This is a genomic window from Coleofasciculus chthonoplastes PCC 7420, from assembly GCF_000155555.1.
In the GTDB taxonomy this organism is placed as follows: Bacteria; Cyanobacteriota; Cyanobacteriia; order Cyanobacteriales; family Coleofasciculaceae; genus Coleofasciculus; species Coleofasciculus chthonoplastes_A.
Window position 1 is genome coordinate 66650 of record NZ_DS989850.1, and the last position, 26096, is coordinate 92745.

General features: G+C 41.5%; 24 protein-coding genes. 22 read left to right on the plus strand and 2 right to left on the minus strand.

Going from position 1 to position 26096, the window contains the following annotated elements:
* Nucleotides 1-75: 75 nt before the first annotated feature.
* The 21 genes from MC7420_RS14985 to MC7420_RS15085 all read left to right on the plus strand — a co-directional run bounded on the left by MC7420_RS14985 (nt 76) and on the right by MC7420_RS15085 (nt 20986).
* Nucleotides 76-906 carry an ABC transporter permease gene (locus MC7420_RS14985; RefSeq protein ID WP_006101330.1) on the plus strand — a complete coding sequence of 277 codons (831 nt, stop codon included), beginning with the start codon at nt 76-78 and terminating at the stop codon, nt 904-906.
* 127 nt (nt 907-1033) lie between these two features.
* Nucleotides 1034-2335, plus strand: coding sequence for an ABC transporter ATP-binding protein (locus MC7420_RS14990; protein WP_006101435.1), 1302 nt, complete (start codon nt 1034-1036; stop codon nt 2333-2335).
* Nucleotides 2336-2337: 2 nt separating this feature from the next.
* Nucleotides 2338-3057, plus strand: coding sequence for a sulfotransferase domain-containing protein (locus tag MC7420_RS14995; protein WP_006101382.1), 720 nt, complete (start codon nt 2338-2340; stop codon nt 3055-3057).
* Nucleotides 2973-3722 carry a class I SAM-dependent methyltransferase gene (locus tag MC7420_RS15000; RefSeq protein ID WP_157453180.1) on the plus strand — a complete coding sequence of 250 codons (750 nt, stop codon included), beginning with the start codon at nt 2973-2975 and terminating at the stop codon, nt 3720-3722. The genes MC7420_RS14995 and MC7420_RS15000 overlap by 85 nt, the downstream gene beginning before the upstream one ends.
* A gap of 142 nt (nt 3723-3864) precedes the next feature.
* Nucleotides 3865-4899, plus strand: coding sequence for a glycosyltransferase family 2 protein (locus MC7420_RS15005; protein ID WP_006101320.1), 1035 nt, complete (start codon nt 3865-3867; stop codon nt 4897-4899).
* 20 nt (nt 4900-4919) lie between these two features.
* Complete coding sequence (locus tag MC7420_RS15010) at nt 4920-5777, plus strand: glycosyltransferase family 2 protein (protein WP_006101540.1); 858 nt, start codon at nt 4920-4922, stop codon at nt 5775-5777.
* The gene (locus MC7420_RS15015) at nt 5777-6667 is read left to right on the plus strand and encodes a class I SAM-dependent methyltransferase (RefSeq protein ID WP_006101508.1); all 891 of its coding nucleotides are present in this window, start codon (nt 5777-5779) and stop codon (nt 6665-6667) included. Before MC7420_RS15010 ends, MC7420_RS15015 begins: the two co-directional genes overlap by 1 nt.
* 1 nt (nt 6668) lies before the next feature.
* Nucleotides 6669-7694 (plus strand): hypothetical protein, encoded by a 1026-nt coding sequence (locus tag MC7420_RS15020; RefSeq protein WP_006101528.1) that lies wholly within the window; start codon nt 6669-6671, stop codon nt 7692-7694.
* Nucleotides 7695-7743: 49 nt separating this feature from the next.
* Nucleotides 7744-8499, plus strand: a complete 756-nt coding sequence (locus tag MC7420_RS15025) for an FkbM family methyltransferase (protein WP_083799033.1) — start codon at nt 7744-7746, stop codon at nt 8497-8499.
* Between the two features lie 42 nt (nt 8500-8541).
* The gene (locus tag MC7420_RS15030; protein ID WP_198016468.1) at nt 8542-9651 is read left to right on the plus strand and encodes a glycosyltransferase family 4 protein; all 1110 of its coding nucleotides are present in this window, start codon (nt 8542-8544) and stop codon (nt 9649-9651) included.
* Nucleotides 9651-10730, plus strand: coding sequence for a hypothetical protein (locus tag MC7420_RS15035; RefSeq protein WP_044207431.1), 1080 nt, complete (start codon nt 9651-9653; stop codon nt 10728-10730). The genes MC7420_RS15030 and MC7420_RS15035 overlap by 1 nt, the downstream gene beginning before the upstream one ends.
* A 2-nt stretch (nt 10731-10732) precedes the next feature.
* On the plus strand, nt 10733-11734 hold the full coding sequence (locus MC7420_RS15040) for a glycosyltransferase (protein WP_006101470.1): 1002 nt from the start codon (nt 10733-10735) through the stop codon (nt 11732-11734).
* Between the two features lie 5 nt (nt 11735-11739).
* Nucleotides 11740-12606 carry an FkbM family methyltransferase gene (locus MC7420_RS15045; RefSeq protein ID WP_006101474.1) on the plus strand — a complete coding sequence of 289 codons (867 nt, stop codon included), beginning with the start codon at nt 11740-11742 and terminating at the stop codon, nt 12604-12606.
* Nucleotides 12607-12617: 11 nt separating this feature from the next.
* Complete coding sequence (locus MC7420_RS15050) at nt 12618-13391, plus strand: FkbM family methyltransferase (protein WP_006101482.1); 774 nt, start codon at nt 12618-12620, stop codon at nt 13389-13391.
* Nucleotides 13392-13424: 33 nt separating this feature from the next.
* A complete protein-coding gene (locus MC7420_RS15055) occupies nt 13425-14435 on the plus strand; it encodes a glycosyltransferase family 4 protein (protein ID WP_044207435.1) in 1011 nt (336 codons plus the stop codon).
* Complete coding sequence (locus tag MC7420_RS15060) at nt 14432-15832, plus strand: hypothetical protein (RefSeq protein ID WP_006101592.1); 1401 nt, start codon at nt 14432-14434, stop codon at nt 15830-15832. Before MC7420_RS15055 ends, MC7420_RS15060 begins: the two co-directional genes overlap by 4 nt.
* Nucleotides 15792-17078, plus strand: a complete 1287-nt coding sequence (locus MC7420_RS15065; RefSeq protein WP_006101495.1) for a glycosyltransferase family 4 protein — start codon at nt 15792-15794, stop codon at nt 17076-17078. The genes MC7420_RS15060 and MC7420_RS15065 overlap by 41 nt, the downstream gene beginning before the upstream one ends.
* Entirely contained in the window at nt 17078-18241 is a 1164-nt protein-coding gene (locus MC7420_RS15070) for a glycosyltransferase (protein ID WP_044207438.1), read from the plus strand. Before MC7420_RS15065 ends, MC7420_RS15070 begins: the two co-directional genes overlap by 1 nt.
* Nucleotides 18238-19431 (plus strand): glycosyltransferase, encoded by a 1194-nt coding sequence (locus MC7420_RS15075; RefSeq protein WP_044207441.1) that lies wholly within the window; start codon nt 18238-18240, stop codon nt 19429-19431. The genes MC7420_RS15070 and MC7420_RS15075 overlap by 4 nt, the downstream gene beginning before the upstream one ends.
* 18 nt (nt 19432-19449) lie before the next feature.
* Nucleotides 19450-20097, plus strand: a complete 648-nt coding sequence (locus MC7420_RS15080) for a class I SAM-dependent methyltransferase (protein WP_006101343.1) — start codon at nt 19450-19452, stop codon at nt 20095-20097.
* Between the two features lie 31 nt (nt 20098-20128).
* Nucleotides 20129-20986 (plus strand): glycosyltransferase family 2 protein, encoded by an 858-nt coding sequence (locus MC7420_RS15085; protein ID WP_006101383.1) that lies wholly within the window; start codon nt 20129-20131, stop codon nt 20984-20986.
* A 157-nt stretch (nt 20987-21143) separates the two neighbouring features.
* Here MC7420_RS15085 and MC7420_RS15090 read toward each other — a convergent pair whose 3' ends face one another.
* Nucleotides 21144-22478, minus strand: coding sequence for a glycosyltransferase family 4 protein (locus tag MC7420_RS15090; RefSeq protein ID WP_006101319.1), 1335 nt, complete (start codon nt 22476-22478; stop codon nt 21144-21146).
* A gap of 611 nt (nt 22479-23089) precedes the next feature.
* Here MC7420_RS15090 and MC7420_RS15095 point away from each other — a divergent pair.
* Nucleotides 23090-25387, plus strand: a complete 2298-nt coding sequence (locus MC7420_RS15095; RefSeq protein ID WP_006101493.1) for a GumC family protein — start codon at nt 23090-23092, stop codon at nt 25385-25387.
* 107 nt (nt 25388-25494) lie between these two features.
* Here MC7420_RS15095 and MC7420_RS15100 read toward each other — a convergent pair whose 3' ends face one another.
* Entirely contained in the window at nt 25495-26094 is a 600-nt protein-coding gene (locus MC7420_RS15100; RefSeq protein WP_006101372.1) for a Crp/Fnr family transcriptional regulator, read from the minus strand.
* Nucleotides 26095-26096 lie beyond the last annotated feature (2 nt).

The following is a 26096-nucleotide window of genomic DNA, read 5'->3' on the forward strand; positions in this document are numbered from 1 at the left end:
AGGATGTGAATAGGTTTACGGAGTTTAGCAACAGATAGCTGTAACCCATGGAACACATTCAGCACTTTAATCGCAATGGTTCAACCAACCGAGTTAGTCATTGAAGCGGGTCGCACCGAACAGCAGTATTGGAAAGACTTGTGGCGTTATCGGGAGTTGTTTTATTTCCTAGCGTGGCGGGATATTCTGGTGCGCTATAAGCAGACAATTATTGGTATTGCTTGGGCGCTGATTCGACCATTTCTGACCATGATGGTGTTTACCGTGGTGTTTAGCAAAATTGCCAAGTTGCCGTCGGAAGCAGGTGCGCCCTATCCAATTTTGGTATTTGCAGCGATGTTACCCTGGCAGTTTTTTGCCAACTCCCTTTCTGAGTGCAGTAATAGTTTGATTACTAATGCCAATTTGATTTCTAAGGTGTATTTTCCCCGCTTAATCGTGCCAACGAGTGCAGTGATCGTCAGTTTCGTCGATTTTATGATTTCGGGGATAATTTTGCTGGGGTTGATGGCATGGTATGATTTCGTACCCAGTTGGCGGATTATGACGCTACCGTTGTTTATTGGCATTGCGTTTATGGCGTCGATGGGAGTGGGGTTGTGGTTAGCATCACTGAATGTTAAGTATCGGGATTTTCGCTACATTGTGCCGTTTATCGTGCAGTTTGGGCTGTATATTTCCCCAGTAGGATTTAGTAGTAGTTTGGTGCCAGAAGGGTGGCGGTTTATTTATTCGCTCAACCCGATGGTGGGGGTGATTGATGGCTTCCGTTGGGCGATTTTAGGGGGTGAGTCGAAGCTGTATTTACCAGGGTTTACGTTGTCGCTGGGTTTAGTGGCGCTGTTGTTTGCCAGTGGGATTTGGTATTTCCGAAAGGTGGAGCGGACGTTTGCAGACGTAATTTAGTCAGGTCTTGATTAGCGTGATTTTTTTTATTTAAAGAATTCAATTATTTAAATAAATAGTCTGTTTTTGTATTTTTCCGGATAAATTGGCAAAGCATTGCATCTATAGATAGCAGCTTTTTTGCAGTATGTCTAATACAATAATTCGGGTCGAAAATTTAGGGAAGAAGTACGTTATCGGTCACCAGAAGCAGGAACGGTATACGGCGCTACGGGATGTTATTGCGAATGGGGCAAAGTCTGTGGGGCGCAGGTTGCTGAAGCCTCTGGGTAAGGGGAGTTCTGACCCGACGGTTGAGGAGTTTTGGGCGCTTAAGGATGTGTCGTTTGAGATTCAGCAGGGGGATAGGGTTGGGATTATTGGGCGCAATGGGGCGGGGAAATCAACGCTGTTGAAGATTTTAAGTCGGATTACGGAACCGACTCAGGGAAGTATCCGGATTAAGGGTAGAGTGGCGAGTTTATTGGAGGTAGGGACAGGGTTTCATCCGGAGTTGACGGGGCGGGAGAATATTTATCTCAATGGTGCGATTTTGGGGATGGGTAAGGCGGAGATTAAGCGGAAGTTTGATGAGATTGTCGCTTTTGCGGAAGTGGAGAAGTTTTTGGATACGCCGGTGAAGCGGTATTCGTCGGGGATGTATGTACGGTTGGCGTTTGCGGTGGCGGCGCATTTGGAACCGGAGATTTTGGTGGTGGATGAGGTGCTGGCGGTGGGGGATGCACAGTTTCAGAAGAAGTGTTTGGGGAAGATGGGAGATGTAGCGAAAGAAGGACGAACGGTACTTTTTGTTAGCCATAATATGGCAGCAGTGGAAGCTTTATGTTCTAAGGGTATACTGCTAGAACAAGGTCAAATAAAAAAACTAGACTCTGCAAAAACAGTTGCAATCCAATATCAAAAAAATACAATAAGCAGTCTATCAAAAAATGAACATAAACAAATTCTAGGGTTTAGTGACATACATGGAATAGTAATATCAAATTTAAAATATTATATAGAATACAGCAATCTTTACAATGGCTTTAATTTAAAAATTGAATTTGATATTTTCGCCGAAACCCCTCACTCAAATATCGGTATTGGTTTAACTATTTCCACTGTTGGTGGTGTAAAGGTTGCCATGATATCTCCTTCAATTACCCATTATATTATTGATTCGCTAAAGGGAAATAATAAATGCATTTTTGAATGTAGAAATATAGAAAAATACTTGGCTGGCGGTGACTACACCATCAGTATTTGGTTGTCAAAACCTAAGAGAGAATATATTTTAAAAATAGAAGATGCTTTAATGATTAGTATTCCAGCATATGATGTTTTCGATACAGGAACATATTTTGAATCTCACATACATGGTTTAGTCCCTCTTCCATTAAGATGTAGGATTCAAAAATCTGCTTCTAATTTTATCGAACTAGGAAAATAATAATGATTATTTGGTTAGCTTCATATCCCCGCTCCGGAAATACATTTTTTCGTATTCTCATTAATCAATTTTATGGAATTAAAACCTACTCTATCTATGACGATCCGCTGTTTGAGCGGCTTACGGGAGTGGCAGATGTAGTTGGTCATCAGAAAAGGGAAATAAGTTATGAAGAAATGATGGCTTCAGAGAAAATATTTTTTGTGAAAACGCATCACTTACCATCTGATGATTGTCCAGCAATTTATTTAGTGAGAGATGGACGAGATTCTTTGGTTTCATACGCACATTATATTCTTTCATTTAAAAACGAATCTCTTAGGAAAGCATACAAAAATAAAATTAAATCTATGTTTGGCTGGAATGAATTTAATGAAATTTTGAAAAAATTAATTATCTCATCTGATTGTGATTACGGTAGCTGGAGTCAAAATGTATATCAGTGGAATAAACCAAGTAAATTTACATTTACAATTCGGTTTGAAGATTTGATCAAAGAACCATTACATCAAGTTAAAACAGCTATAGAAGCTTTAGAGATAAAGGGTGATTTTTCTCGAATCAATAACCAATTACCTTCATTTGCAGAACTGCATGAAACCTGGCCCCAGTTTTTCAGGAAAGGAAAAAGTGAAGCATGGAAACGAGAGATGAGTCAAGAATTACAAGAGCTATTTTGGGAACACCACGGACAAGTTATGCAAAAGCTTGGATACGAGTAATGAAATATATCCCAAAATCAGTTCGAGATCGCTATCGTCCTCAATGGCGTGCATTTGAGCTTGAAGCAAAAACCGCTTACGGAAAGCTTCAAAGACAGTTTCTGCGCCCTCCATTTCCAAACTTGAAAAACGAAGGAATCAATTTACATTTAGGCTGTGGTTCTATTAATCATCCAAAGTTCATCAACATTGATGGCTTACCTGCTCCCCATGTACATTACATACGCGCAATAGATAATCTGGCTCCTTTTAAAGACAGTAGCGTAAATCTGATATATGCATGTCATTGCCTGGAGCATATTCCTCATAGTAAGGTTATAAAAGTGTTAAACGAGTGGTTTAGAGTGTTGAATACAGACGGAACCTTGCGCTTATCTGTGCCTGATTTTGATTTGCTACTGAATATTTACAATGATAATGGTAGTGATATTAATACAATCCTTGGTATGCTCATGGGAGGTCAAAACTATAAATTTAACTTTCACTTGACAGCCTTTAACAGGACAAGCCTAAAAAATCTCTTGATCGAGACGGGATTTAAGCAAGTTCAAGAATGGCAACCAGGTTCCTGTGAATTAACGACTTTTGATGATTTTTCGGATCGTAAAGCCTTAATTAACGGAAAGTACTATCCTGTGAGTCTTAATCTAGAAGCGGTCAAGTAATTTGCCTCATTAATTGTGATGCGATCGCTCTCTATTTATCCGGATTTTATCAAGAAAAACTGTATGAAGTCATGGGGTTATGTGATTCCCCTCTACAGATTTACTTTTAACTACAGTAAACGGAGCCTTATCTCTATCAAGAATGCCTCTTATTAACACTGCTCTAACTCTTAAAGACTTACCCCCACCTCCACCTGGCAAAACCGGATGGCCCTGGACAGAACAAACCGAGCCTCTACCAGAGCGGATGCCTGATGGTTCTGAATGGCCCCGCATTAGCATCGTCACTCCTAGCTATAACCAAGGTCAGTTTATTGAAGAAACTATTCGCTCAGTTTTGCTGCAAGGCTATCCCAACGTAGAGTATATTATTATTGATGGCGGAAGTACAGATAATTCGGTTGAGGTTATCAAAAAATACGATCAGTACCTTGCTTATTGGGTAAGCGAATCTGACCTAGGACAGTCTCACGCAATAAACAAAGGTTTTGAAAAGAGTACTGGGGACTATATTGCTTGGATGAATTCCGATGACTGCTATATGCCCAATGCATTACATCGGACTTTTAATAAGTATAAGCTTGAGCAATTAGATTTTATTTATGGATGTACTTATATTGGCAAATCAATCAATGATTGTACTTTAATTAAGGGAATAGGTACTAAAAGATTTAAGCTAAAATATTTATTGCGTTTTTTTTATAACGTTGAATACATCATTCCTTCTCAATCAGTATTTGTATCGGAAAAAGTATTCAAAAAAGTTGGTTTTCTAGATGAAAAATTACACTACTGTATGGATCTTGATTGGTTCGCAAGAATTGCCCTTGAACATCCCTTGACGTACCGAAATCCCGAACCAATTTGTTTCTATCGAGTACATTCATGCACAAAAACATGTGATTATAAAGCTATGAAAGCAGAAGCCATCAAGATAGCCCATGTCTATTCTGTTCATCTGTCAATATGGGAACAAAAGAGGCTTGCAAGACTTATATTATATGCAAATATTTTTGATGAGTATAGTAGTGGAGTCAGGAATAAGTGTTTAAATGAACTCATAAAAACTATGATTTTAGTGCCTGTAGAATCATTGAGTGACACCCGTTTTCTGGGAATTTTAAAAAGAGTCATCCTTAAAGGTCTAAGTTTTAGAAATACCTGCAGCAAATGTTAGACTCAGCTCGTAGTACAAGCATGAACTCAAGTCCTCTGTTCTCCATTATCATCCCAACCTACCATCGCAATGATTTGCTAGCGAAGTGTTTGGATTGTGTAGCACCCGGCGTTCAGACATTATCAGCAGAGCAATATGAAGTTATCGTGACTGATGATGGTTCCGAGACAACTGCTGAGGAGATGATTCGGGAGCGCTATCCTTGGGCAAAGTGGGTAGCTGGCTCCCGCAAAGGTCCAGCCGCTAACCGGAACAATGGAGCTAAGTATGCTCGCGGAAAATGGCTGGCTTTCACCGATGATGATTGCATACCCGATCCGAATTGGCTAAAAGCTTTTGCGGAAGCGATTACGGGAGAGGCTTTAGCTCTAGAAGGTGCAATTCATCCTCTGGGCGATCTTAATCAAGATTTGGCTGAGTGTCCTGTGAATCTGATTGGTGGATGCTTTTGGTCTGCCAATATTGCTGTTGAGCGATCGCTTTTTGAGAAAATTGGAGGATTTGATCCGAATTATTCTCTGGCTGCTCAAGAAGATCAGGATTTGCAGCTACGCCTTTCTCCAATCACTCCTATTTGTTTTGTACCTGATGCTAGTGTCGATCATCCTGTGCGGTTAATTCCTCTAAAAGAGGCGATTTTTCGTATACCTAAGCGCTGTCTATCCTGGGTTTATTATGTAAAAAAAAACATGGTAAGCCTGGGCTATAAAAATAAATTTTCAATAATTTATTTTGCATATAAATTCCATTTAAAATATCTTTTAAAGAATGCATATAAATTTAAGATAAAGTCAATTATTTTGTCCATAATAATGTTATTATTTGGTCTACCTTTAATCACCCAAAAATTATTGATTAAATCCTCCAAGAATTATTAATGATACTTAACATATTCAAGCCTAAATTTTCCTGGATATCCAGCGTAACTGGAAAATCAGAAGCTTTGTTCAGCCTGCATCAAAAAATGTCTTGGTTTTATGGTCAAAGGGAAGGTCGAGAACTCTATCAGGACATGTTGAATACTCAAGAAGAAACTGCTCCACCCAAAGAGTCAGTGCGGCACTTGATGCCAAAGTATATCTGTGAACTCAAACCCAAAAGTATTCTAGAAGTCGGTTGTGCTAATGGTCGATTATATCGTCAGTTACGCAGCTATGGATATATCGGTGCTTACAGTGGCATTGAGGTAGCTGATTACTTGATTCAACAAAATATGCAGCAACATCCCGAAGCAACGTGGAAGTGTACCAGTGCCTATAAAATTCCTTTTCCTAATAGTTCGTTTGAGGTTTGTCTCTCTCTATATGTTTTAGAGCATCTTGTTTATCCAGAACGAGCACTGCGAGAAATGCTGAGAGTTATAAAACCTGGTGGTCATCTAGTATTAGTTTTTCCAGACTTCGTAGAATCGGGGCGTTTTTCTTCGCAGCTACTCGGCTTTTCTCCAATAGGTACAGCCTCTGCAAAGATACGCCGTGGTAAGCTTATTGATGCTCTAGTTAGTCTCTACCAGAGTCGTATAGTTCTTCCGAGAGTACTAAAAAGTGCAGTGGATAAACTTGGTCCATTTCCCATCAACACACGACCTATTTGTTTGTCTTATCCATCAGTTATGGGTGCAGATGTAGATGCTATCTATATTGCATCCAAGAAGGAAGTGCATGATTGGGCAATATCAAATGGCTATGATGTAAAATATCCATGTGGAACTAAGGGGGAATTTGCCGAACAGGCTTTTATGTCGATAACTATGAAAAATGAGCATTAATATGAAAGTGTTATTTATCCACAGTAACCAACCTGATTACTTAGCAGAAAGTTTATTTCACGGATTGAGAACACTACTAGGAAAAAACTGTGTTGATGTCCCTCGATATGATAGTATGTATGCTCCATTGACTGACCGAATTAAATCAAAGTTGCGAGGGAATGGTTTTACTCTTTATGGACTACTAGAAGATATTCCTGAATTGGCAGAAGAGAGGTATTTTTGGCGGAAAGATTTGGCAAATTACGATCTTGTTGTTATTGGGCATATTTGGTGGCAATGGGAGCTAGTCTGGAAATTATTATCTCTTGTCGATAGTGAAAAAATTGTTATTCTAGACGGCTGGGATACACCAGTTATTTTTCCTTATACCTCAGGGTTAATAAATCGTCCTTGGTCTTATTTGACTCCTGTATCACGCTTCAAATATTTTAAGCGAGAACTCATGGAAGGGGGTCAGCATTACGGATTTGCTAAATTTATACCACACTGTTTGCGAAAGCAGATTACCTTACCTCAGAATGTGTATCCGATCAGCTTTTCTATTCCTGATCAAAAAATATGTAAAGTAAGTATAAAGGGAAAGGAAAAAGACTTTCCCAAGCATATTGTTGATCCAGAAATAGCCGCTCAAGTTAATGAATCATTTTTTTCCAGTATTGGATCTGATAGGTTGTTTTTTGTTAGTGAAGAAGACTATTACAATGATTTAAAAAAATCACGTTTTGGTATAACCACAAAACGTGGTGGTTGGGATTGCTTACGTCATTATGAGTTAGCAGCTAATGGATGCGTTCTCTGCTTTAAAAATATAGATTTAAAACCAGAAAAATGTGCGCCACACGGTCTAAATGACTCTAACTGCATTACTTATCATTCATTTAAAGAGTTAAAAGAAAAGTTATTTTATATTAGCCCAAATGATTATTGCTATTTGCAAAATATGAGTTATAAATGGATTAAAAATAACACGACGAAAGCAAGAGCTAGAGACTTTTTGGCGGCTTGTAATTTGCCAATTAGATGATATTTAATTTATAGGTTTAAAAGGAATTCCTCAAATACCGATATAAACAATGAAATTATTTTCCCGAATTGAATTCATTAATAATCTTTTATTTCGCTCCCGGTTTCATTATTTTAGGATGGCGATGGTGCATCCTCCCTATTGGCTTTCGATTGGCAGTAAGACGACTAGAGTACTGGCTGACGACACTTCTGGTTCTGCTACTTGTTACAGAGAAGTCATTGTTGAGGATTGCTATGGCATGTTGGATTATGTTAAGCACTACAGCCCATCAGTGATTGTGGATCTGGGAGCGAATATTGGTATTTTTAGCAAACTTTGCAGTTTGTTATTTCCAGATGCCGATGTTTATGCCTATGAGCCAAATCCAACTGCATTTAGTTGGCTGAAACAGAATGCAGAAGCGACCCGAATAAAAGCATTTAATTGTGCAGTAGGAAATAAGGCGAGTATGGTAATGCTTGAGACTGACTGTGATTCGACAATTGGGCGTATCAGTTCAAAAGGAAATTTATCTGTGAAATGTATATCGGCAACTGAAGTAGCAGAATGTCGAAAAATTGACTTTATGAAAATGGATTGTGAAGGGTCAGAATGGTTAATATTGCAAGACAATAATTTGCTTAAACGCACTCAATCTTTTTGCTTGGAGTACCATCTCTATGAAAACCATAATCTTCCAGAATTAAGACGGTTAATTGAACAAGCAGATCACCGGATATTGTGTATATCTCCCAATAAAGCTTACGAGGGTAGGTTTGGTTTACTTTGGTCGGCTCACCTATCTATGCTCGAAAATCTATAGTTTTAATATTTTCCAGTCAAACTTATTGAATTTATGCAAATTATGTCTTTTACAAACTGTCCTATAGATCCTAATTTAGGGTCAGGAAAGACAGTCTCAACCTACTCCAAAGGATTGCGAAGCTTAGGATACTCAGTTGATGTGTTTGAACCAAAAAAATATGAACATTGGCAGCATTTTCGTAAAGCCAAGAAGTTCCGACAAGCCTGGGGAGCCTGGAGTGTAGTAAAGCAAGAAATTAGAGCCAACCAATACAATATAATCGAATTTTACGGCGATGAATTCTGGTTGGCTATCTGGCAGTTATCCAAATTGCCACAGCGACCTTTATTAGTTGCCCATACAAATGGTTTAGAACTGCTTTATCGTCACCGTTCCAGTAGCTACAATCCCTACAATAACTACCTGCGTGATTGGTTTGATAAGCAAACTCATGCTCGTTTCTCTCTCATGGCTTTTGCCCATGCCGATGCTTTCGTGTCGCTTTGCGAACTCGATCGCAAGTATGTTCTAAATTTAGGACTTTATCCTGCTCAACGAACTGCTGTGGTTGAGCCAGGATTAGATGAGGAGTATCTATCCCTGCCCTTTATCAGTCAAAAACAAGAACGAGTTGCCTTCATAGGTACATGGATTGCTCGTAAAGGAGTGAAAAATTTGAGTACAGTAATGACCAGAGTCTTAACCCAGCACCCGGATTTAAATTTTGACATCTACGGTACTGGAGGAGCAAGGGATACTGTTCTGGCTAGTTTTCCCGCAAAATTACATACTCGCATCGCCGTTCATCCACGTCTCTCTAATCAAGAAATCGCTAATGGTTTAGCGCAAGCCAAGGTCTTTTTCTTCCCCTCTCAATACGAAGGTTTTGGCATTGCCCTTGCCGAAGCGATGGCTTGCAGTTGTGCAGTGGTGACTACCCCGACAGGTTTTGGTGCAGAACTCAAGGATGAACGGGAAGCGTTGCTGTGCAATTTCGAGGACGTTGAAGCAATGGAACGTCACATTTCGCGCTTACTGCAAGATGATGACTTGCGGCTAAAGATTGCACGCCAAGGATGGGAGCGAGTGCGATCACTCAATTGGGAATCAAATATCAAGAAACTAGCAACTATTTACAGTGAATGGATTGCAGAGCATCAGACACGTTGATGGTTATTATTCAAATTGTTCCTAGACTCCCTCCTGCAATGGATGGAGTAGGCGACTATGCCCTCAATCTAGCTTGCCAGCTACGTCAAGACTTTGGCATAGAAACACACTTTATTGTCGGTGACCCGACTTGGACTGGAGCAACTCATATCGAGGGGTTTCCCGTTCGCAAGGTAATAGTGCATTCTGCTGATACTTTATTATCTTTATTGCCGAGCGATCGCGCCGCCACAGTCTTGCTACACTACGTTGGCTATGGTTATGCAAAACGAGGCTGTCCTGTTTGGCTAGTTAATGGCTTGCAGCGTTGGCGGACTGCCAGCACTGATAGAAGGCTAGTGACCATGTTTCATGAAGTCTATGCCTCTGGTTCTCCTTGGACTAGTACCTTTTGGCTGTCGCCATTACAAAGAAACCTGGCAGCACGTCTAGTTCGACTGAGCGATCGCGCTTTTACCAGTAAACAACTCTACGCTAAGATTCTCTATAAGTTGAGTCAGGACAAACATACCCACATTCCTATTCTGCCTGTCTTTTCCAACATTGGGGAGCCAGAGCAAGTGCTAACTCTAGCAAAGCGTGAACGGCGGCTAGTGGTATTTGGGGGACGTAGTAATAGGCTACGGGTTTATCAAGAATCTCTGGCAGAACTCAGCCGTGCCTGTCAACTTTTGGGAATTGAAGAAATCTGGGATATCGGACTATCAACGGATCTAACGTTATCGACCGTCAATGGTGTGCCAGTAGTAGCAATAGGACAACAGTCCGCTACCGAAATCAGCGGCATTCTGTCAAATTCCCTAGCTGGATTCTTTGATTACCCCACCGACTTTCTAGCGAAATCAACAATTTTTGCTGCTTACTGCGCTCACGGGTTGTTGGCTGTTAGCGCTCGATGCATCGCATTGCCAGTAGATGGAATAGAACCGGGAAAACATTATTGGTTTCCGGATATCCCAGAAACAAGCTTGAAGAATTGGGGGGAAATGCAAGCGATAGCCAATAACGCTTACACCTGGTATCACACCCATAATTTGTCAATACAAGCTAAAACTTTTGCCGAAAACCTTTTACGTTAGCCATGAGTGAGCGGGAGTCGCTACTTGCACAGCAAGTACAAGTTGAACTTGCAGTTATTATCAACTCGTTTAACAGACTGTCACTGTTGCGTGAGGCTCTACCCTCTGTTACTCAAGCACTCAAGCAAACTCCCATAGAATCAGCAGTCATTATTTTTGAAGCTGGCTCAACTGACGGTAGTGTTCAATTTATCGAAGACTATTCTGCCAACATCCAACAGCCGCAGATTATTTGCCTCTGTCCCTCGGCAGATACTGATCGCTCCTTTAGCGCAGGCTGTAATTTTGCCGTGCAGTTTGCTGCTCAAAAATTTCCCCGGCTCAAGTGGTGCTTCTTTTTTGAAACAGATAATCTAATCAAAAATGAATCCGCTCTCCCCCTGGCGATGAAACTTCTGGAACAAGAAGAAAATTTGGCGGCGGTTGGCTTTACGGTTGAAACATACGACGGTAGAAAAGCAGGTTTCGGTTCTCGCTTTCCTACGCCCCTAGCCTTCCTTGTTGGACAACAACTTTCCCAAAGGCTAGGTCTACAACAGATGAAAATTAGTCAGTGGCATCCCTTTTTAGGAGTGCGTTGGGGTGTTAGCGACGTTGTATTCACGAGTCCACTCTTGGTCAGATATTCTGCATGGCAGTCTACTGGCGGTATGGATACAGCAAGGTTTCCCTACTCAGATTGTGACAGTGATTGGTGTTGGAGGGTTTACGAAAAGGGTTTCCGTGTAGCTGTTTTAGATGTGCCTGGAGTCATTCACGATAATAAAATGCAAGCATCTGCATGGTCAGGTAACCGAGTCATTAATTTTCATCAGGCAAGATTTCGTTTGTTGCTTATGCACAGGGGTCAGGGGATAGTTTTGCTAAAGCCACTGTTGTTTTTGAGACATGGCTTAGAATTTTTTCTGCTCATATTCATTTCATGCTGCTCTGAACGGGCTACAAAATCTCTCGAAAATCGAGCCATTTTAAGCAAAACTGTGTTCAAAGGATATGAGGATTAATAACTATGAAAAATATACTTGGTGCTATTCGCTGGAAAAGCCGACAAAAATACTCCCAGATCAGATGCCATTTGAGTCGAGGACATTATATCTGGAAACTTGAAAATGGCATTCAGTTTGTATCGCGACAGGGTGATGCTTTTTCTCATATTCTCTATGTATGCCAAGGTCATGAAAAAGTTGAAATGAGCTGGTGTCGTAGATGGATTGAAGCAGGCGAACCTGGTCAGTCGATTATCGATTGCGGAGCTAATATCGGCTACTTTTCTGCTGTGCTTGCCCAAGCCTGTTCGCTCAATCAGATTTTAGCGATTGAAGGTAATAAGCGCACAGCAGAGATATGCAAACAAAATTTTGCACTCCTAGGAATCGAAAACGCTACGGTAATCGAAGCAATTCTTTCAGCTAGCTCGTCTGATAAGTATGTTATCCCTGATATACCTGGTCGAGAACCTTGGCAGCAAGCGGTTAAAACAGATGCTTCATCTGATGTTTTTACAACCACTTTAGATGAGATCGTGGCTGAATATAAGATTAATCCTAGCTTAGTAAAAATTGATTGCGAAGGATTTGAGACATTCATTATCAAAGGGGCTAATTATTTACTAAGTTATCTCCGTCCAGCTCTCATGATTGAATGTAATGATAAAGCCTTAAAATCAGCCGGAAGCAGTAGAAACAATCTCTTTGAAATATTGCGAAGTTTCAATTATAAATTGTTTCATCTTGCAAGTTTTACTGGTAGAAAACCTTTTGGGGTAGAGGTTGATAATGATTTTCCTGCTTCTGAGTTTAATTTATCGGCTATCCCCAATGACAAAATAAGCCTAAAAAAATGGCATAATTCTGTAAATTTTGAACTAGCTAAGTAAGGGAACCAGCTATGAAAGATACTATTTACAATAGTATAGCCCAACTAGGAACGCGAATAAAAAATTACGGTTATTTACTCGCTAATCCAACTTACTCAAAAGTGAGGCGAGGTAGAGGATGTGCTGATTTATATCGTCTACTCAATCAAGATTGGTTTCCCCGAAACAAAATTCAGCTTGTACTAGATGTAGGTGCTAATGAAGGGCAATTTATCAGAACGTCCCTGGCTCTGATGCCAAAAGTGCCAATCTATGCTTTTGAACCTAATCCAGCGTCAGTGCAAAAATTACAGATGAGTAACTGGGATGGAGGGAAAGTAAAAATATTTTCTGTCGCTCTTGGAAGCAAGGCAGTAAGATTACCACTAAACATTTCTAAGTTTTCACCTGCCTCCTCACTTCTTCAGCCGAGTAGCAAGCTCAGCAGCGAATTCCCAGAAACAGAAATTGAAGCAACTGTTGATGTTAAGATTGAAAGGCTAGATACCCTGATTCAAGCTATTGGTGTTGAGCAAGGATATTTCTTGTTGAAAATTGATGTCCAAGGCTTTGAATTAGAGGTTTTAGAGGGAGCCATAGGAATATTTGATCAAGTAGCGGTTATTGTTTGCGAAGTTAATATTGCCACTCTTTATGAAAAACAATGTAGTTTTGAATCTATAGTTGCTTTCTTGCGTCACTATCAATACAACTTAATCGATATTAGCAATCCAATCCGCTCTCACATAACTCATGAGCTTATGTATTTAGACTTGGCATTTATAAAAAATGAATTGTCAACTTAAATTTATTAATAAAAATCAAAATTATTTTTGCTTATGAAAATACTAATCTATTCCCCTCTTTTTTATCCAAGTGTTGGCGGTTTAGAAACAATTGTTTCAAGTCTAGCTCATGACTTCGTTCATCATGGTCATGAGGTAAAGTTAATTTCAAAAACACCAGCGACAGACTTAACATATTTTCCTTTTGAAGTTATTCGATATCCGAATCACAAACAACTATTAAAATTGACTAGTTGGTGCAATGTATTTTTCCAAGGCTGTGTTAGTTTGCAAGGGATTTGGCCACTACTAATTATTCCTCGACCCTTAGTGGTAACCCATCAAGCTTGGTATTGTCGTACAGATGGAAGTATAAGTTGGCAAGATTATTTGAAGTATTTTGTAACTCATTTTGCTACAAACATTTCAGCTAGTTATGCTTTAGCTGAACACATACCAGCACCATCTATGGTGATTCCCAATTCTTATAAAGATGACATATTTTATGAAATGCCAGAGATTCCTCGGAATAAAGAACTAGTATTTTTAGGGCGCTTAGTTTCTACCAAAGGAGCAGACTTACTATTAGAGGCGTTGGCGAACCTTAAGCAGATGGGACTGACTCCTAAACTAACGATTACGGGCAAAGGACCTGAAGAACCGAAATTACGTCAACAAATGAAAAATTTAGACATCGTTGAACAGGTAGATTTTGCTGGAGTGAAGGTTGAAAAAGAGTTAGCTAAATTATTAAATGCTCACAAAATTATGGTTGTACCATCCCGCTGGCAGGAACCATTTGGTATTGTAGCACTAGAAGGTATTGCTTGTGGTTGTGTTGTTGTTGGTTCAGAAGGAGGGGGTTTAAAAGATGCAATTGGTTTGTGCGGAGTCACTTTTCCCAATGGAGATGTTAACGCCTTAACTCAAATTCTGTTCGATTTATTAACCAATCCCAAAAAACTGCACATTTACCGGAAAAATGCAGACTTCCATTTATCGCGCCACAAACAAGCAGAAGTAGCCAAGGCATATTTGCAAGTAATTGAGGCTGCTCTTCAGTGAAAATTCTAATTGGTTTAGTAGCTGTTGTCGTTATAGTTTACATCTCATCTCTTAACTGGCGTCGCTCGATTAAGGCAGTTTTTTTTCTGCTTGTGTTTGAAGGTGCTTTGCGAAAATGGGTATTACCCCAGGCGAGCGACATGATGTATTTTCTGAAAGATTTGGTACTTATCGGTGCTTACCTTAGGTACTATGCTTTTTCAGACTCAGAAAGAAAAGTTCCAATTAAAAGTGACTGGATTAAGATGTTAATCTTTCTGGTTGCAGGTTGGTGCTTCTTCCAGGCTTTTAATCCTAGCTTAGGTTCACCTATTGTCGGATTTTTTGGACTCAGGGGTTATCTGTTTTACATCCCGCTAATGTGGATGACACCAAATTTATTTCAATCTGAAGAAGAGCTATATAAATTTTTGCGTTTTCACCTCTTATTATTAATTCCTGTTTGCCTTTTAGGATCGGCTCAATTCTTTAGCCCTGCCTCCAGTCCCATTAATGTCTATGCTGGCGGTACAGAAGCAACGGCTGGATTTTCCGGAACAGGCAAAGTAAGGGTTACCGGAACATTTTCTTACCTAAGTGGTTACTCCATGTATCTAGCCGTATGCTTTGCTCTATTATTACCCCTACTTTTAAATAAGCAGTCACACAGGTGGCAATGGATATCTACTGTAGAAATTGCTTTACTAATAGCAAATTCTTTCATGACTGGAGCGCGGGGATTAGTTCTTTTTGAGGTTTTATTTTTCGGGGGATATGTAAGCTTAATATTCCTGAAGCAAACTTCCATTATTCAGAGTTACTTCCAGCGTTTTACTGTACCAATTATCTTGTCTTTTATAGCTGCTTACACCTGGTTTCGTCCGGCTTTCGATGCTTTTATGATGCGAACGACTTCCTCCGATAATCTGTCGGAACGTATTTTAAATAGCTTTAATGTAACTGGATATTTTCAATACAAACAACTTTATGGCTATGGCACTGGAGCCACACACCAAGCGGTGGGAGCGCTACGGGGCGTCCTAAACTTACCATTGGGGGAATTAATTCCAGTTGGGTTTGAATCAGAAATGGGTAGAATTGCCCTAGAATTAGGTCCTATTGGTTTTATTCTCTGGTATGGATTGAGAATTGTTTTAATTGTGACTCTCGGGCTGGTCTTTTGGAAACTAAAAAGACCTTTTCTGCGCCAATTAGCACTTGCTGCTTTTCTGACCCATGCCATTATGTTAAATGGTCAGCTTGTTGTTCACCATACCTTTTCCGTTTACTACTGGTTTTTCGCCAGTTTTATATTCCTGTTACCTCGTTTAGAGAAGATAGAAAATTTGCACAACTATCAAAAAATATTGCAACAAAATGTATCAGCCGCGTATTTCAATAGTTCAAGCCACCAGTAGTCCATTTTCCCGAAATGCTGCTCTTGCTTTGTCAGAAGCCGATTTACTCCACGAAGTAATCACAACAATTGCTTATGATCCGAAAGGTTCTATTCCAAAACACCTAAACTTCCTACCCAAGAGAATCAGAAATCGCCTACATCAAGAACTGGGACGGCGAACATGGACTGTTCCCAAAAGAGGGATTATTCGTACACACATAGGTCAAGAAGTTGTCCGGTTAGCTTTAGTGCAGACAGGCTTGTATCGCTATTTAGGTTTGAGTCGTCGAGGATTAGTTGACTGGGTATATACCTCATTAGATCGTCACGCTGCCAAGCATCATCTTCAAAATATTGATGCTGTCTACGCCTACGAAGATGAAGCCGCCACAACGTTCCAAGCTGCCAAACAGCAGGGCATCCTCTGCTTGTACGATTTAGCGATTATCTTCTATCACCTGAGTCGAGATATTCAAATTCAAGAAGCTGAACGCTTTCCTGATTTAGCTCCCGCATTAATAGCCGCCAAAGAACCAGCTTGGAAAATTGAGCGTAAGGAACAGGAAGTGCAACTCGCTGATCATATATTTGTGGCATCTTCAATTACTAGAAAATCCTTACTTGGTGTTGGCGTCAACCCAAAAAAAATCAGCATTATTCCCTACGGTGCGCCTATTGATTATTTCCAACCGCAACCAAAAGCTGACAAAAATTTCCGAGCCTTGTTCGTTGGTCGTGTCTCACCTCGCAAAGGTGTTCACTACTTACTGCAAGCTTGGCAGGAATTACAATTACCTGATGCCGAGTTATTATTCGTAGGCTCTAACCTATTTCCAGACGGCTGGCTGGATCAATACCAAGATTTGTTTAGCCATATCCCATCCGTACCCCATGTTTCATTAAATAAATATTACAGTTCTGGTAGTGTTCTTGTCTTTCCTTCTTTAGTCGAAGGGTTTGGTCTGGTTCTGCTAGAAGCAATGGCTTGCGGCATTCCTGTTATTACCACACCTAACACCGCTGGTCCTGATATTCTCACCGATGGGATAGAGGGCTTTATCGTACCCATTCGAGATGTAGAAGCACTCAAAGAAAAACTTGAATGGTGTTATCGCCATCCCCAAGAATTAGCCGAAATGGGACAAGCTGCTCGCCGAAAAGCAGAACAACTGACTTGGGATTTATATCGCCAGAAATTGAGCAGTCGGGTACGGGAAATTGTCGAGCATCAAAGGAGCCAGTCAGTCGAGTTACTATATTCATGATGAAAAATCTACCTCACCCTACATCTTTTCACCTTTGGTTACCAGAGATATTTGAATTTAAGGGAGGCATTCAAGTCTACTCAGCGTTCTTGTTAGAGGCATTACAGAGTTTATATCCTCAGAGTAATTATGATGTTTTTCTCAAGCATGACACTCACTCCTTACCAGAGTTTTCCTTTTTAGTCCATACCCGATTTCACTTTAGTGGTAATTGGTCTTTACCTGTAAGAACGCCTATTTTTGCTGCCCAGTTGGTAGGAAACGGACTTCGGAAACGACCGACTTTGGTGATATCTACTCATCTCAATTTCACAGTTGCTGCCTATTGGTTGAAACAACTGGCTGGTATTCCTTACTGGACAGTGGCTCATGGTATAGAAGCTTGGGATATAGAACGCCCTACCTTACAGACTGCATTGCATCACGCTGATCGCATTCTTGCTGTCAGTTCCTACACCCGCGATCGCATCCTGAAAGAGCAAAACCTCAATCCAAGCAAAATCTCAATTTTACCTAACACAGTTGATGCCAGTCGCTTCCAGATAGCTGCCAAACCTGCTTATTTACTAGAGCAATACAACTTCCAACCCGAACAAGCAATTATCCTAACTGTTGCACGCTTAGCTGAAGCAAAGCGGCATAAGGGATACGATCAAATTCTAGAGGCACTCCCTCAAATCCGTCAAGCGATACCCAATGTTCATTACATAATTGTTGGTAAAGGGAAGGATCAACCTCGCATCGAACAATTAATTGCTCAACTGGAACTGCAAGATTGTGTCACCTTAGCTGGATTTGTTCCTGATCAGCAACTATGCGATTATTACAATCTCTGTGATGTTTTTGCCATGCCTAGCAAGCGTGAAGGGTTTGGCATTGTTTACCTAGAAGCTTTAGCCTGTGGGAAACCAACGCTAGGCGGTAATCAAGATGGCGCGATTGATGCGCTGTGTCATGGTGAGTTGGGAGCTTTGGTCAATCCTGATGATGTTGGGGAGATTGCCCAAACGCTGATTCAGATTTTGCAAGGAACTTATCCTAATCCCCTAATGTATAAACCGGAAGCTTTACGTCAAAAAGTCATCGATACTTTTGGCTTTGAACGCTTCCAAAAAAATCTTGCCGAAATAATCAAAAATTCTCCAATTGGAGCTGAATTGTGAGAGTTCTACATGTCATTCCTTCAGTAGCACCAGTGCGAGGTGGTCCCAGTCAAGCTGTTTTGGCAATGGTCAAGGCATTGTGTACACAGGGTATCGATGCTGAGATTGCCACAACCAACGACAATGGTTCAGATTTACTAGATGTTCCCCTACAGCAACCCACGGAATACAAAAAAGTTCCTATTTGGTTTTTTTCTCGGTTTTCCCCAGATGTTGCATCGATACGAGAGTTTGCCTTTTCCGGACAACTGACTGCATGGCTATGGCAGCATATTACCGAGTATGACCTCTTACATATCCATGCTATTTTTTCCTATGCTTCAACAGCGGCAATGGCAATTGCCCGTCTCAGAGGCATTCCCTACATTGTTCGACCACTAGGACAACTCTGTCAATGGTCATTGCAACAAAGTGCGGGCAAAAAGCAAATTTACCTCAATTTAATAGAACGTGCCAATCTACAACATAGTCAAGCGATTCATTTCACATCCCTACAGGAACAGCGAGAAGCATCTGAGTTAAATCTTAAGCCACCAAGTTTTATTCTCCCCCATGGTGTATCTGTACCTGCTTTTATCCCAGATGCTCACTATCAGTTACGGCAACGGCTGAACGTTCCTGAAGATGAGCCGATTATTTTGTTTATCTCTCGCCTACACCCGAAAAAGGGATTAGAGTATCTGATTCCTGCTTTAGGGAAACTGGCAGATCAACGCTTTACTTTCGTACTGGCTGGTAGTGGTTCTTGCCAGTATGAAGCTGAAATTGATGCTCTTTTAATTGCTGCTGGCATCGATAAGCGCACCTATCGTTCCGGATTTGTGACAGGAGAGATGAAAGACTTATTACTGCAAGGCTCGGATGTGTTTGCTCTGACGTCTCACTCGGAAAACTTTGGGGTTGTTGTGCTGGAAGCGTTAGCTGTAGGACTACCTGTTTTAGTTACTCCTGGTGTTGCCCTAGCTTCTGTGGTCAAACAGCATCAACTCGGCTATGTAGCAGAACTGGATGTGGCGGCGATCGCATCTGCTATGAAACAGTTGCTCAACCATAGACAAGAAACTAAAGTCATGGGGAACCGCGCCCGTCAACTTATCCTCGAACAATACACCTGGAATCGCATTGCCTTAAATTTGATTGAGGTTTATACCGCCATCATTCAAAAATATCCTGTCCCTTTTTTCTACTAATGGAGTACCAATTTATCAATGGAAACCACCATTAGCCAATACAAATATGCTTATCAAGATAATTGTTCAGGGCATCATCATACCTATCTGCTCGATCCACTCCTGAACATACTCTCTCAGGCAAAAAAAATTAACCAACAAAAGCTACGTGTATTAGATCTCGGCTGTGGAAATGGCAGTCTGACTCATCTCATTGCCCAACAAGGTTACGAAGTCGTTGGTGTTGAAGAATCTGAGTCTGGTATGACATTGGCTCGTTCTAGTTTCCCAGATTGCCAATTTATCCAGGGGAGTATTTACGATTTACCTTATGCTCAGTTGGGCAATTCATTTGATAGTGTTATTTCCTGCGAAGTTATTGAACATTTATTTTATCCAAGAGAACTGGTTAGAGCAGCTAAGAAATATTTGAAGCCAAATGGTGTTTTAATTATTACCACTCCTTATCACGGCTATTTCAAAAATCTGGTTCTAGCTTTGTCTGGAAAAATGGATAGGCATTTTACCACTCTTTGGGATGGTGGTCATATTAAGTTTTTTTCGACAAAAACTCTAACTGAACTATTAAAACAAGAAGGCTACACAAACATTAAATTCACATTCTCTGGCAGATGCCCATATCTTTGGAAATCCATGATCTGTTCCAGCTCTCCAGTGAATAGTTAAGTTTAAATTTTTTAATAGTAACCTCAGGCTTATGCTTGAACAAATAACACCTCTTATTCTGACCTTTAATGAAGCCCCTAATATCGATCGCACTCTGGCAAAACTCACTTGGGCAAGGCAAATCGTCGTTATTGACAGCTACAGTACCGACGAAACCTTGGACATGGTAAAGTCTTATCCGCAAACCCAAGTCTTTCAGCGGCAGTTCGACACCCATCACAACCAGTGGAACTACGGCTTGTCACAAGTCACAACTGAATGGGTACTCTCCCTCGATGCTGATTACTTCCTCACCGACGCACTGATTGCTGAACTTGCGTCTCTTCCCACAGATTCCCCTATAGATGGCTACTTCGCCCGGTTCAAATATTGCGTATTTGGCAAGCCATTGCGGGGAACATTGCTTCCGCCTCGACAAGTTCTATTCCGACGGGAAAAATCTATCTATCTCGATGACGGACATACCCAGCTACTTCAAATAAGAGGCGAGTCTGGTATGCTCAACTCCTATATCTACCACGACGATCGCAAACCTCTAAGCCGCTGGTTATGGGCGCAAGACCGCTATATGCTGATTGAAAATAAGAAAATCCTGGAAACGTCTCCCGGTGAACTTAGTTTAGGCGATCGCATTCGGCGGCAAAAAATTCTCGCTCCCTTCGTCATCCTGTTCTACTGTCTGATCTTCAACCAAGGTATTCTCGACGGTTGGTATGGCTGGTATTATGCACTCCAGCGAACCCTGGCAGAAATCCTACTCTCCATTCGTCTAATCGAAATGGAAAAATTTGCATCTCAAGTACCCACCATGTCGGACAGATCTGTTTCCAACAGAATCGCAGCCCCATCTACCCAATCGGTTAACCCTTCTGTCTTGGTGGAAAAATAAACTCAATCTGCCAGAATACATCTCTCATACAAGCCATGGCATGTCTTTATATCACTGCCTTATCTGAATAAGTTGGGTTTCGTAGCTTACCTCAACCCAACCTAAAAAATTGACATGCACCCAATGTTACAAGAGGCTGACAACAGCGGATTTGGTATTATCCTCCTGTTCCTTGACCCATTGTATTCGTTTTACGTCCTTTTCTCCCATCTCTTCCATTAGGGCTTGATGCAAACTCTGAAATGACTGACTTATGCAATACGTTAGAATACTCTTGTGCAATCAAATCAGGAGTAAAATGAGATTGTAAATACCGACGACCCGCTTCACCCATACGCTTGACTAATCGTTCATCTGTGGACAACTGTTGAATAAATTCTGCCAAACCTTTCGCATCACCATTACTGAACGCTGCACCACATTCAGCCTCCGCAATCAGCGCCTGTAAATAAGACTGAGGTTCACAAATCGCAGCAATTGGACGTCCTGCGGCTAAGGCGGCATAAAGTTTACTGGGGGCGACTAAACCTTCCATCCCTGAACTAATGCTAACTAAGGATAAGTCCCCTGAAGTAAGTGAATAGGGTAGGTTTTGTTTATCTTGATAGGGTAAAAAGCGACAATTCCTTAAACCCAGTAGACGAGTTTGGGCTTCAAAGGCTTCCCGCTTAGCACCATTACCAATAAACACAAACAAAATTGGCTTATGTTGTAACAGTTGGGCAGCGTTGAGAATCGTTTCCATATCATGACAGCGACCCATATTTCCGGAATAGAGTACCGTAAACCGATCAACTAGATTGAAGTTTTGGGCAAACCAATTATCCTGTTTAGCAATGGGTACAATCCAATTGGCATCTGCCCAATTATGAATAACGGTAATTTTGTCGTTCAGGGCGGGACATTTAGCGGCGATACGATTTTTCATCGAAGGACTCAAGACCACAATTTGTTGAGCCTGTTTCCAAATATGGCAGTTCACTGTATTCCAGAATTTGACCAGCCAGTGGCGATGAGACACAACATTGAGTTCGACTGCAACATCTGGATATAAATCATAGACTAAACAAACATAAGGAAGTCCAAATAACTTTTTCGCTAAATATCCCAAAATGGGCAAAAACGGCGGAGCAGTGGTTAACAGGAGTATGTCCCCCCGACTACGGGTTCTGAGTAAATGCAGTCCAGCCCGCAAACAAAATATTAGTCCATTCAAGGCTTTACCGCGAATACGTTTTGACCAAATCCGAGTCGCTCGCGATCGCTGAACGATCAGTTGCTGAAAATACTCCCTTGCTGGTGCTGACTGGCTGTTAAATGCATAACCCGGTTGTCCAGTAAACACTCGCACAGACAAACCTTGTTTGCCTAACTCGACAGCCAGTTCTTCTATTAGCTGTCCGGTTGCGGCGTAGTCAGGGGGGTAATATTGAGTTAAGATCGATAAACGGAGGGATTTACTATGCCGTAGGGGAGTCTCACTATTGCTCATGTTTCTGTGTTACTGACTGGGATTTAAAATAGATATCAAATTACGCTAAATCTTACACATTAATTTACCAATATCCGGATCGCATCAGCACTCAATTGTCTAACTTTGTTGACTATTTATTTTACCCCAATTTAAACCTAATTTTTATTTTTGCATGGTTAAATTAATACGTGAATTTTAATAAAGATTACAAAAATGAGACTGATATTGGATGTGACAGTTTATGATCAAATTAAATTAGGTGATCGCTGTAATTTTTGGATCACCATATCTTAACGAACATTTCCAGCACCTTCGGATAGATTTAAATCATTCGTTGGTATTCGTTTGCCCATCCACCGTAGCGATAGGCAAGATTCGTCAACTCAAAATGCCTACACCCTGACCCTTCTATGGATTATCCTGATCGAGCGCACTAACGCTGTATTTGTAAGTAGTCATTATGATCAGCGTACACCAAAACTTCTAAAAAAGTTGTTGTCCTCCTGTCGCCGGGAGTTCTACCTGAGTCGTGAGGTCTAACCTGCGTACATCCCCACCCCCCCTGGGATCAAGAATCTAATTGTCCACTATTCGTGTCAGTTTGAGGAACGCCAACGTTTAACTGAATTATGGGTTCAAATGGAGAATATCAGCCGTTACCACCCAATCGTAATGGACACCTACCGTCAGAATTGTCCAGTCTCTCCCTGTATGAGTTAGTTGAGACAGAGGACGACAAGCTGGATTTGCGTCAGATTCTGGCGGTAGCGCGGCGACGGGCATTGGTTGTCGCGGGGATGGCGATCGCGGTGACCTCGGGAATTGTCACGAAAGTTTTGCAGCAGACGCCTAACTACGAAGGTAAGTTTCAGTTATTGGTTGGATCAGTTTCCGGTGAAGATCAGTTAGAGCAGATTAGTGAATCCCTGAATCAATCGGCTGGAGTTCAAACTAACAGTATAGATTACGAAACTCAGATTCAGGTGCTGTGGAGTCCTCAAGTGATGACTCCAATTGTCGAACAAATTCAGTCTCGCTATCCAGAAATTGACTATAATACGCTTCGCAGTCAACTGGCGATTAATCAGTTACAAGAAACGAAAATATTAGAAGTACGCTACCAAGATTCTGACCCGGAAAAAATTCAATTTATTTTAGAGCAAATTGCGACAGGGTATGTGAACTACTCGCTCTCTGAACAGCAGACAAGTACGCGACAGGGGATTCAGTTTGTCGAAGAGCAACTGCCAAAACTCCAGGGGCGGGTGGATAGTCTCCAGCAAAAACTACAGCGATTTCGCCAACAGTATAATCTGGTTAATCCGGATAGTCAGGGTCAACTGTTGACCAGTCGAGTTAGCACCATTGTCCAAGAACGTCAAAACACCCAAACCCAGCTAGATGAAGCCCGCACCCTGGCGGTGCAACTTCAAAGTCAGTTAGGGGAACTTGGACTATCTCCAAAACAAGCGATCGCGGCTTCCGCCCTCTCAGAAGCCCCCCGTTATCAGCAGTTGCTGAATCAGTTAACCGAAATTGAAAGTAAAATTGCTAGTGAATCGGCGCGGTTTACCGAACAGAGTCCCACGATTCAGGCGCTACGAGAGAAGCAACAAAATTTACTTCCTCTGCTGAGTCAGGAAGCCGGAACTGTTTTGGGGGCAAATGCTAGTGCTGTACCGGAAAATCCGGAATCTCTGGCGTCGCCTAGTTCCCTGCGTTTGGCACTGACTCAACAGCTTGTAGAGACAACGAATCAAATTAATATGCTAGAAGTGCGCTCAGGTGCGATCGCTAAAGCCGAACGGTTGATGAGTCAGCAGCTTAAGAATTTGGCAGTGGTTGCCCGTCAGTATACGGATTTACAGCGAGAGTTGAAAGTCGCCACCGAGAGTTTGAACCGATTTTTGGCAGTGCGAGAGACGCTACAAATTGAAGCCGCACAAAAAACATTGCCGTGGCAGCTTATTGCTGAACCTCAACAACCTCAAGCACCAATCTCACCCAACATACCCCACGGTATAGCATTAGGGGCTGTGGCTGGACTACTGGCAGGTGCTGGGGCAGGGTTTTTAGCGGAAAAATTGGATAAGGTGTTTCACTCAGCCGAGGAGGTGAAGGAAAAGACAGGGTTAGCGGTTTTGGGTACGATTCCTTTTCATAAGCCGCTGAAAAAACCGAGTAAATCGGCAAAAACAGCCGGAAAACTGGAAACTCCGCTATTGGCATCTCCTATCAGTCAATCCACTTATCGCTATCATGCTTCTCCATTTTTAGAGGCGTTTCGTTCGCTTCAGACGAATCTTCAGTTTATTAGTCCCGATCAACCGATTCGTTCAGTGGTAATCAGTTCGGCGGTTCCGGCTGATGGCAAATCCACTATAGCGACATTCATGGCACAAGCTGCTGCTGCGATGGGACAACGGGTATTATTGGTGGATGCCGATTTGCGGCGTCCGCAACTCCATGTGAGGACGGATTTACCCAATGTGTGGGGATTGAGTCATGTTATTTCCAGTGACATTAATGTGAAAGATGTAATTCAGCCATCACCATTGGAGGAGAATTTGTTTGTGTTAACTGCTGGGCAAATTCCACCTGATCCGACTCGATTACTCTGTTCTCAAAAGATGCAGCATTTAGTTGAGTCGTTTGAAGAAATGTTTGATTTAGTTATTTTTGATACACCACCGATGTTAGGTTTAGCTGATGCGCGGTTATTGGCGGCGCATACCGATGGAATTGTTATGGTGGTGGGATTAGGAAGAACAGATCGAACGGTATTGATGCAGGTGTTATCTGGATTGAAAACCTCTCATGCCAGAGTGTTGGGAGTGGTGGCGAATGGGGTTAAGAATTACACCACGAGTTCTTATGATTATTATCATCGCTATTATGCGAAGATGCCCCAGGAAACGACGGTGTAGAATAGGTGAGGATCGTCATTTGTCATTTGCTATATGTCATTTGTAAGGTGAAATATTTTTTAGTCTACAGGGGAAACAAGAGAAATTGTAGGGGCGGGTTTAGCCACTCAGTCAGATGATCTAACCATTAGCCTCTCAACAAAACCCGCCCTTTCCCAGTGTGGCTGAGTCTTGGTAATATCTAATTCTATGTGATTGGGATGCTCAGACCGTGCGTTTAAATAGAGTAAATAAGCTGCCAACCGTCCGGGTACTTCCTTTAACGATAAATCTTCAATCAATCGGGCAAAACGCCGCAAATGCCGCGCAAAAACGGCTAACATATTAATCGCTATCTTTGGCTGTTTTTCTAACAATTCTAAGAAAGCATCGCGCCCAAAAAATAGCAATTCGGTTTTCTCTAATGCTGTAGCCGATGCGGGAAAGCATTCGCCATCAAAAGCGGGGACTTCGGCAAAATGTTCTCCCACCCCAAAAAATTCTAATATTTGTTCTTTCCCTTCCGCTGATAACTTAAATACTTTGACTCGACCGGATTTCACGACAAAGAATCCGCTACCGTCGTCCCCTTCAACAAAAATCACCTCACCTTTATGATAGGATTTAGCGATCGCAATGGTCGCGATCGCGTCTAACTGCTCATCCGGTAAACCTCGCCAGAGTTGCGTATTGGCGAGAAAGTCACGCTGTTGAGAGGGTTGACTCACGG

Bases quoted from the DNA above. Each gene is read 5' to 3' on its own strand.
- MC7420_RS15095 (WP_006101493.1), top strand. From the start codon at position 23,090: ATGGGTTCAAATGGAGAATATCAGCCGTTACCACCCAATCGTAATGGA.
- MC7420_RS15010 (WP_006101540.1), top strand. From the start codon at position 4,920: ATGAACTCAAGTCCTCTGTTCTCCATTATCATCCCAACCTACCATCGC.
- MC7420_RS15080 (WP_006101343.1), top strand. From the start codon at position 19,450: ATGGAAACCACCATTAGCCAATACAAATATGCTTATCAAGATAATTGT.
- MC7420_RS15085 (WP_006101383.1), top strand. From the start codon at position 20,129: ATGCTTGAACAAATAACACCTCTTATTCTGACCTTTAATGAAGCCCCT.
- MC7420_RS15005 (WP_006101320.1), top strand. From the start codon at position 3,865: ATGCCTCTTATTAACACTGCTCTAACTCTTAAAGACTTACCCCCACCT.
- MC7420_RS14995 (WP_006101382.1), top strand. From the start codon at position 2,338: ATGATTATTTGGTTAGCTTCATATCCCCGCTCCGGAAATACATTTTTT.
- MC7420_RS15025 (WP_083799033.1), top strand. From the start codon at position 7,744: ATGAAATTATTTTCCCGAATTGAATTCATTAATAATCTTTTATTTCGC.
- MC7420_RS15030 (WP_198016468.1), top strand. From the start codon at position 8,542: ATGTCTTTTACAAACTGTCCTATAGATCCTAATTTAGGGTCAGGAAAG.
- MC7420_RS15055 (WP_044207435.1), top strand. From the start codon at position 13,425: ATGAAAATACTAATCTATTCCCCTCTTTTTTATCCAAGTGTTGGCGGT.
- MC7420_RS14985 (WP_006101330.1), top strand. From the start codon at position 76: ATGGTTCAACCAACCGAGTTAGTCATTGAAGCGGGTCGCACCGAACAG.
- MC7420_RS15020 (WP_006101528.1), top strand. From the start codon at position 6,669: ATGAAAGTGTTATTTATCCACAGTAACCAACCTGATTACTTAGCAGAA.
- MC7420_RS15070 (WP_044207438.1), top strand. From the start codon at position 17,078: ATGAAAAATCTACCTCACCCTACATCTTTTCACCTTTGGTTACCAGAG.
- MC7420_RS15000 (WP_157453180.1), top strand. From the start codon at position 2,973: ATGGAAACGAGAGATGAGTCAAGAATTACAAGAGCTATTTTGGGAACA.
- MC7420_RS15065 (WP_006101495.1), top strand. From the start codon at position 15,792: ATGTATCAGCCGCGTATTTCAATAGTTCAAGCCACCAGTAGTCCATTT.
- MC7420_RS15015 (WP_006101508.1), top strand. From the start codon at position 5,777: ATGATACTTAACATATTCAAGCCTAAATTTTCCTGGATATCCAGCGTA.
- MC7420_RS14990 (WP_006101435.1), top strand. From the start codon at position 1,034: ATGTCTAATACAATAATTCGGGTCGAAAATTTAGGGAAGAAGTACGTT.
- MC7420_RS15090 (WP_006101319.1), bottom strand. From the start codon at position 22,478: ATGAGCAATAGTGAGACTCCCCTACGGCATAGTAAATCCCTCCGTTTA.
- MC7420_RS15045 (WP_006101474.1), top strand. From the start codon at position 11,740: ATGAAAAATATACTTGGTGCTATTCGCTGGAAAAGCCGACAAAAATAC.
- MC7420_RS15035 (WP_044207431.1), top strand. From the start codon at position 9,651: ATGGTTATTATTCAAATTGTTCCTAGACTCCCTCCTGCAATGGATGGA.
- MC7420_RS15040 (WP_006101470.1), top strand. From the start codon at position 10,733: ATGAGTGAGCGGGAGTCGCTACTTGCACAGCAAGTACAAGTTGAACTT.
- MC7420_RS15050 (WP_006101482.1), top strand. From the start codon at position 12,618: ATGAAAGATACTATTTACAATAGTATAGCCCAACTAGGAACGCGAATA.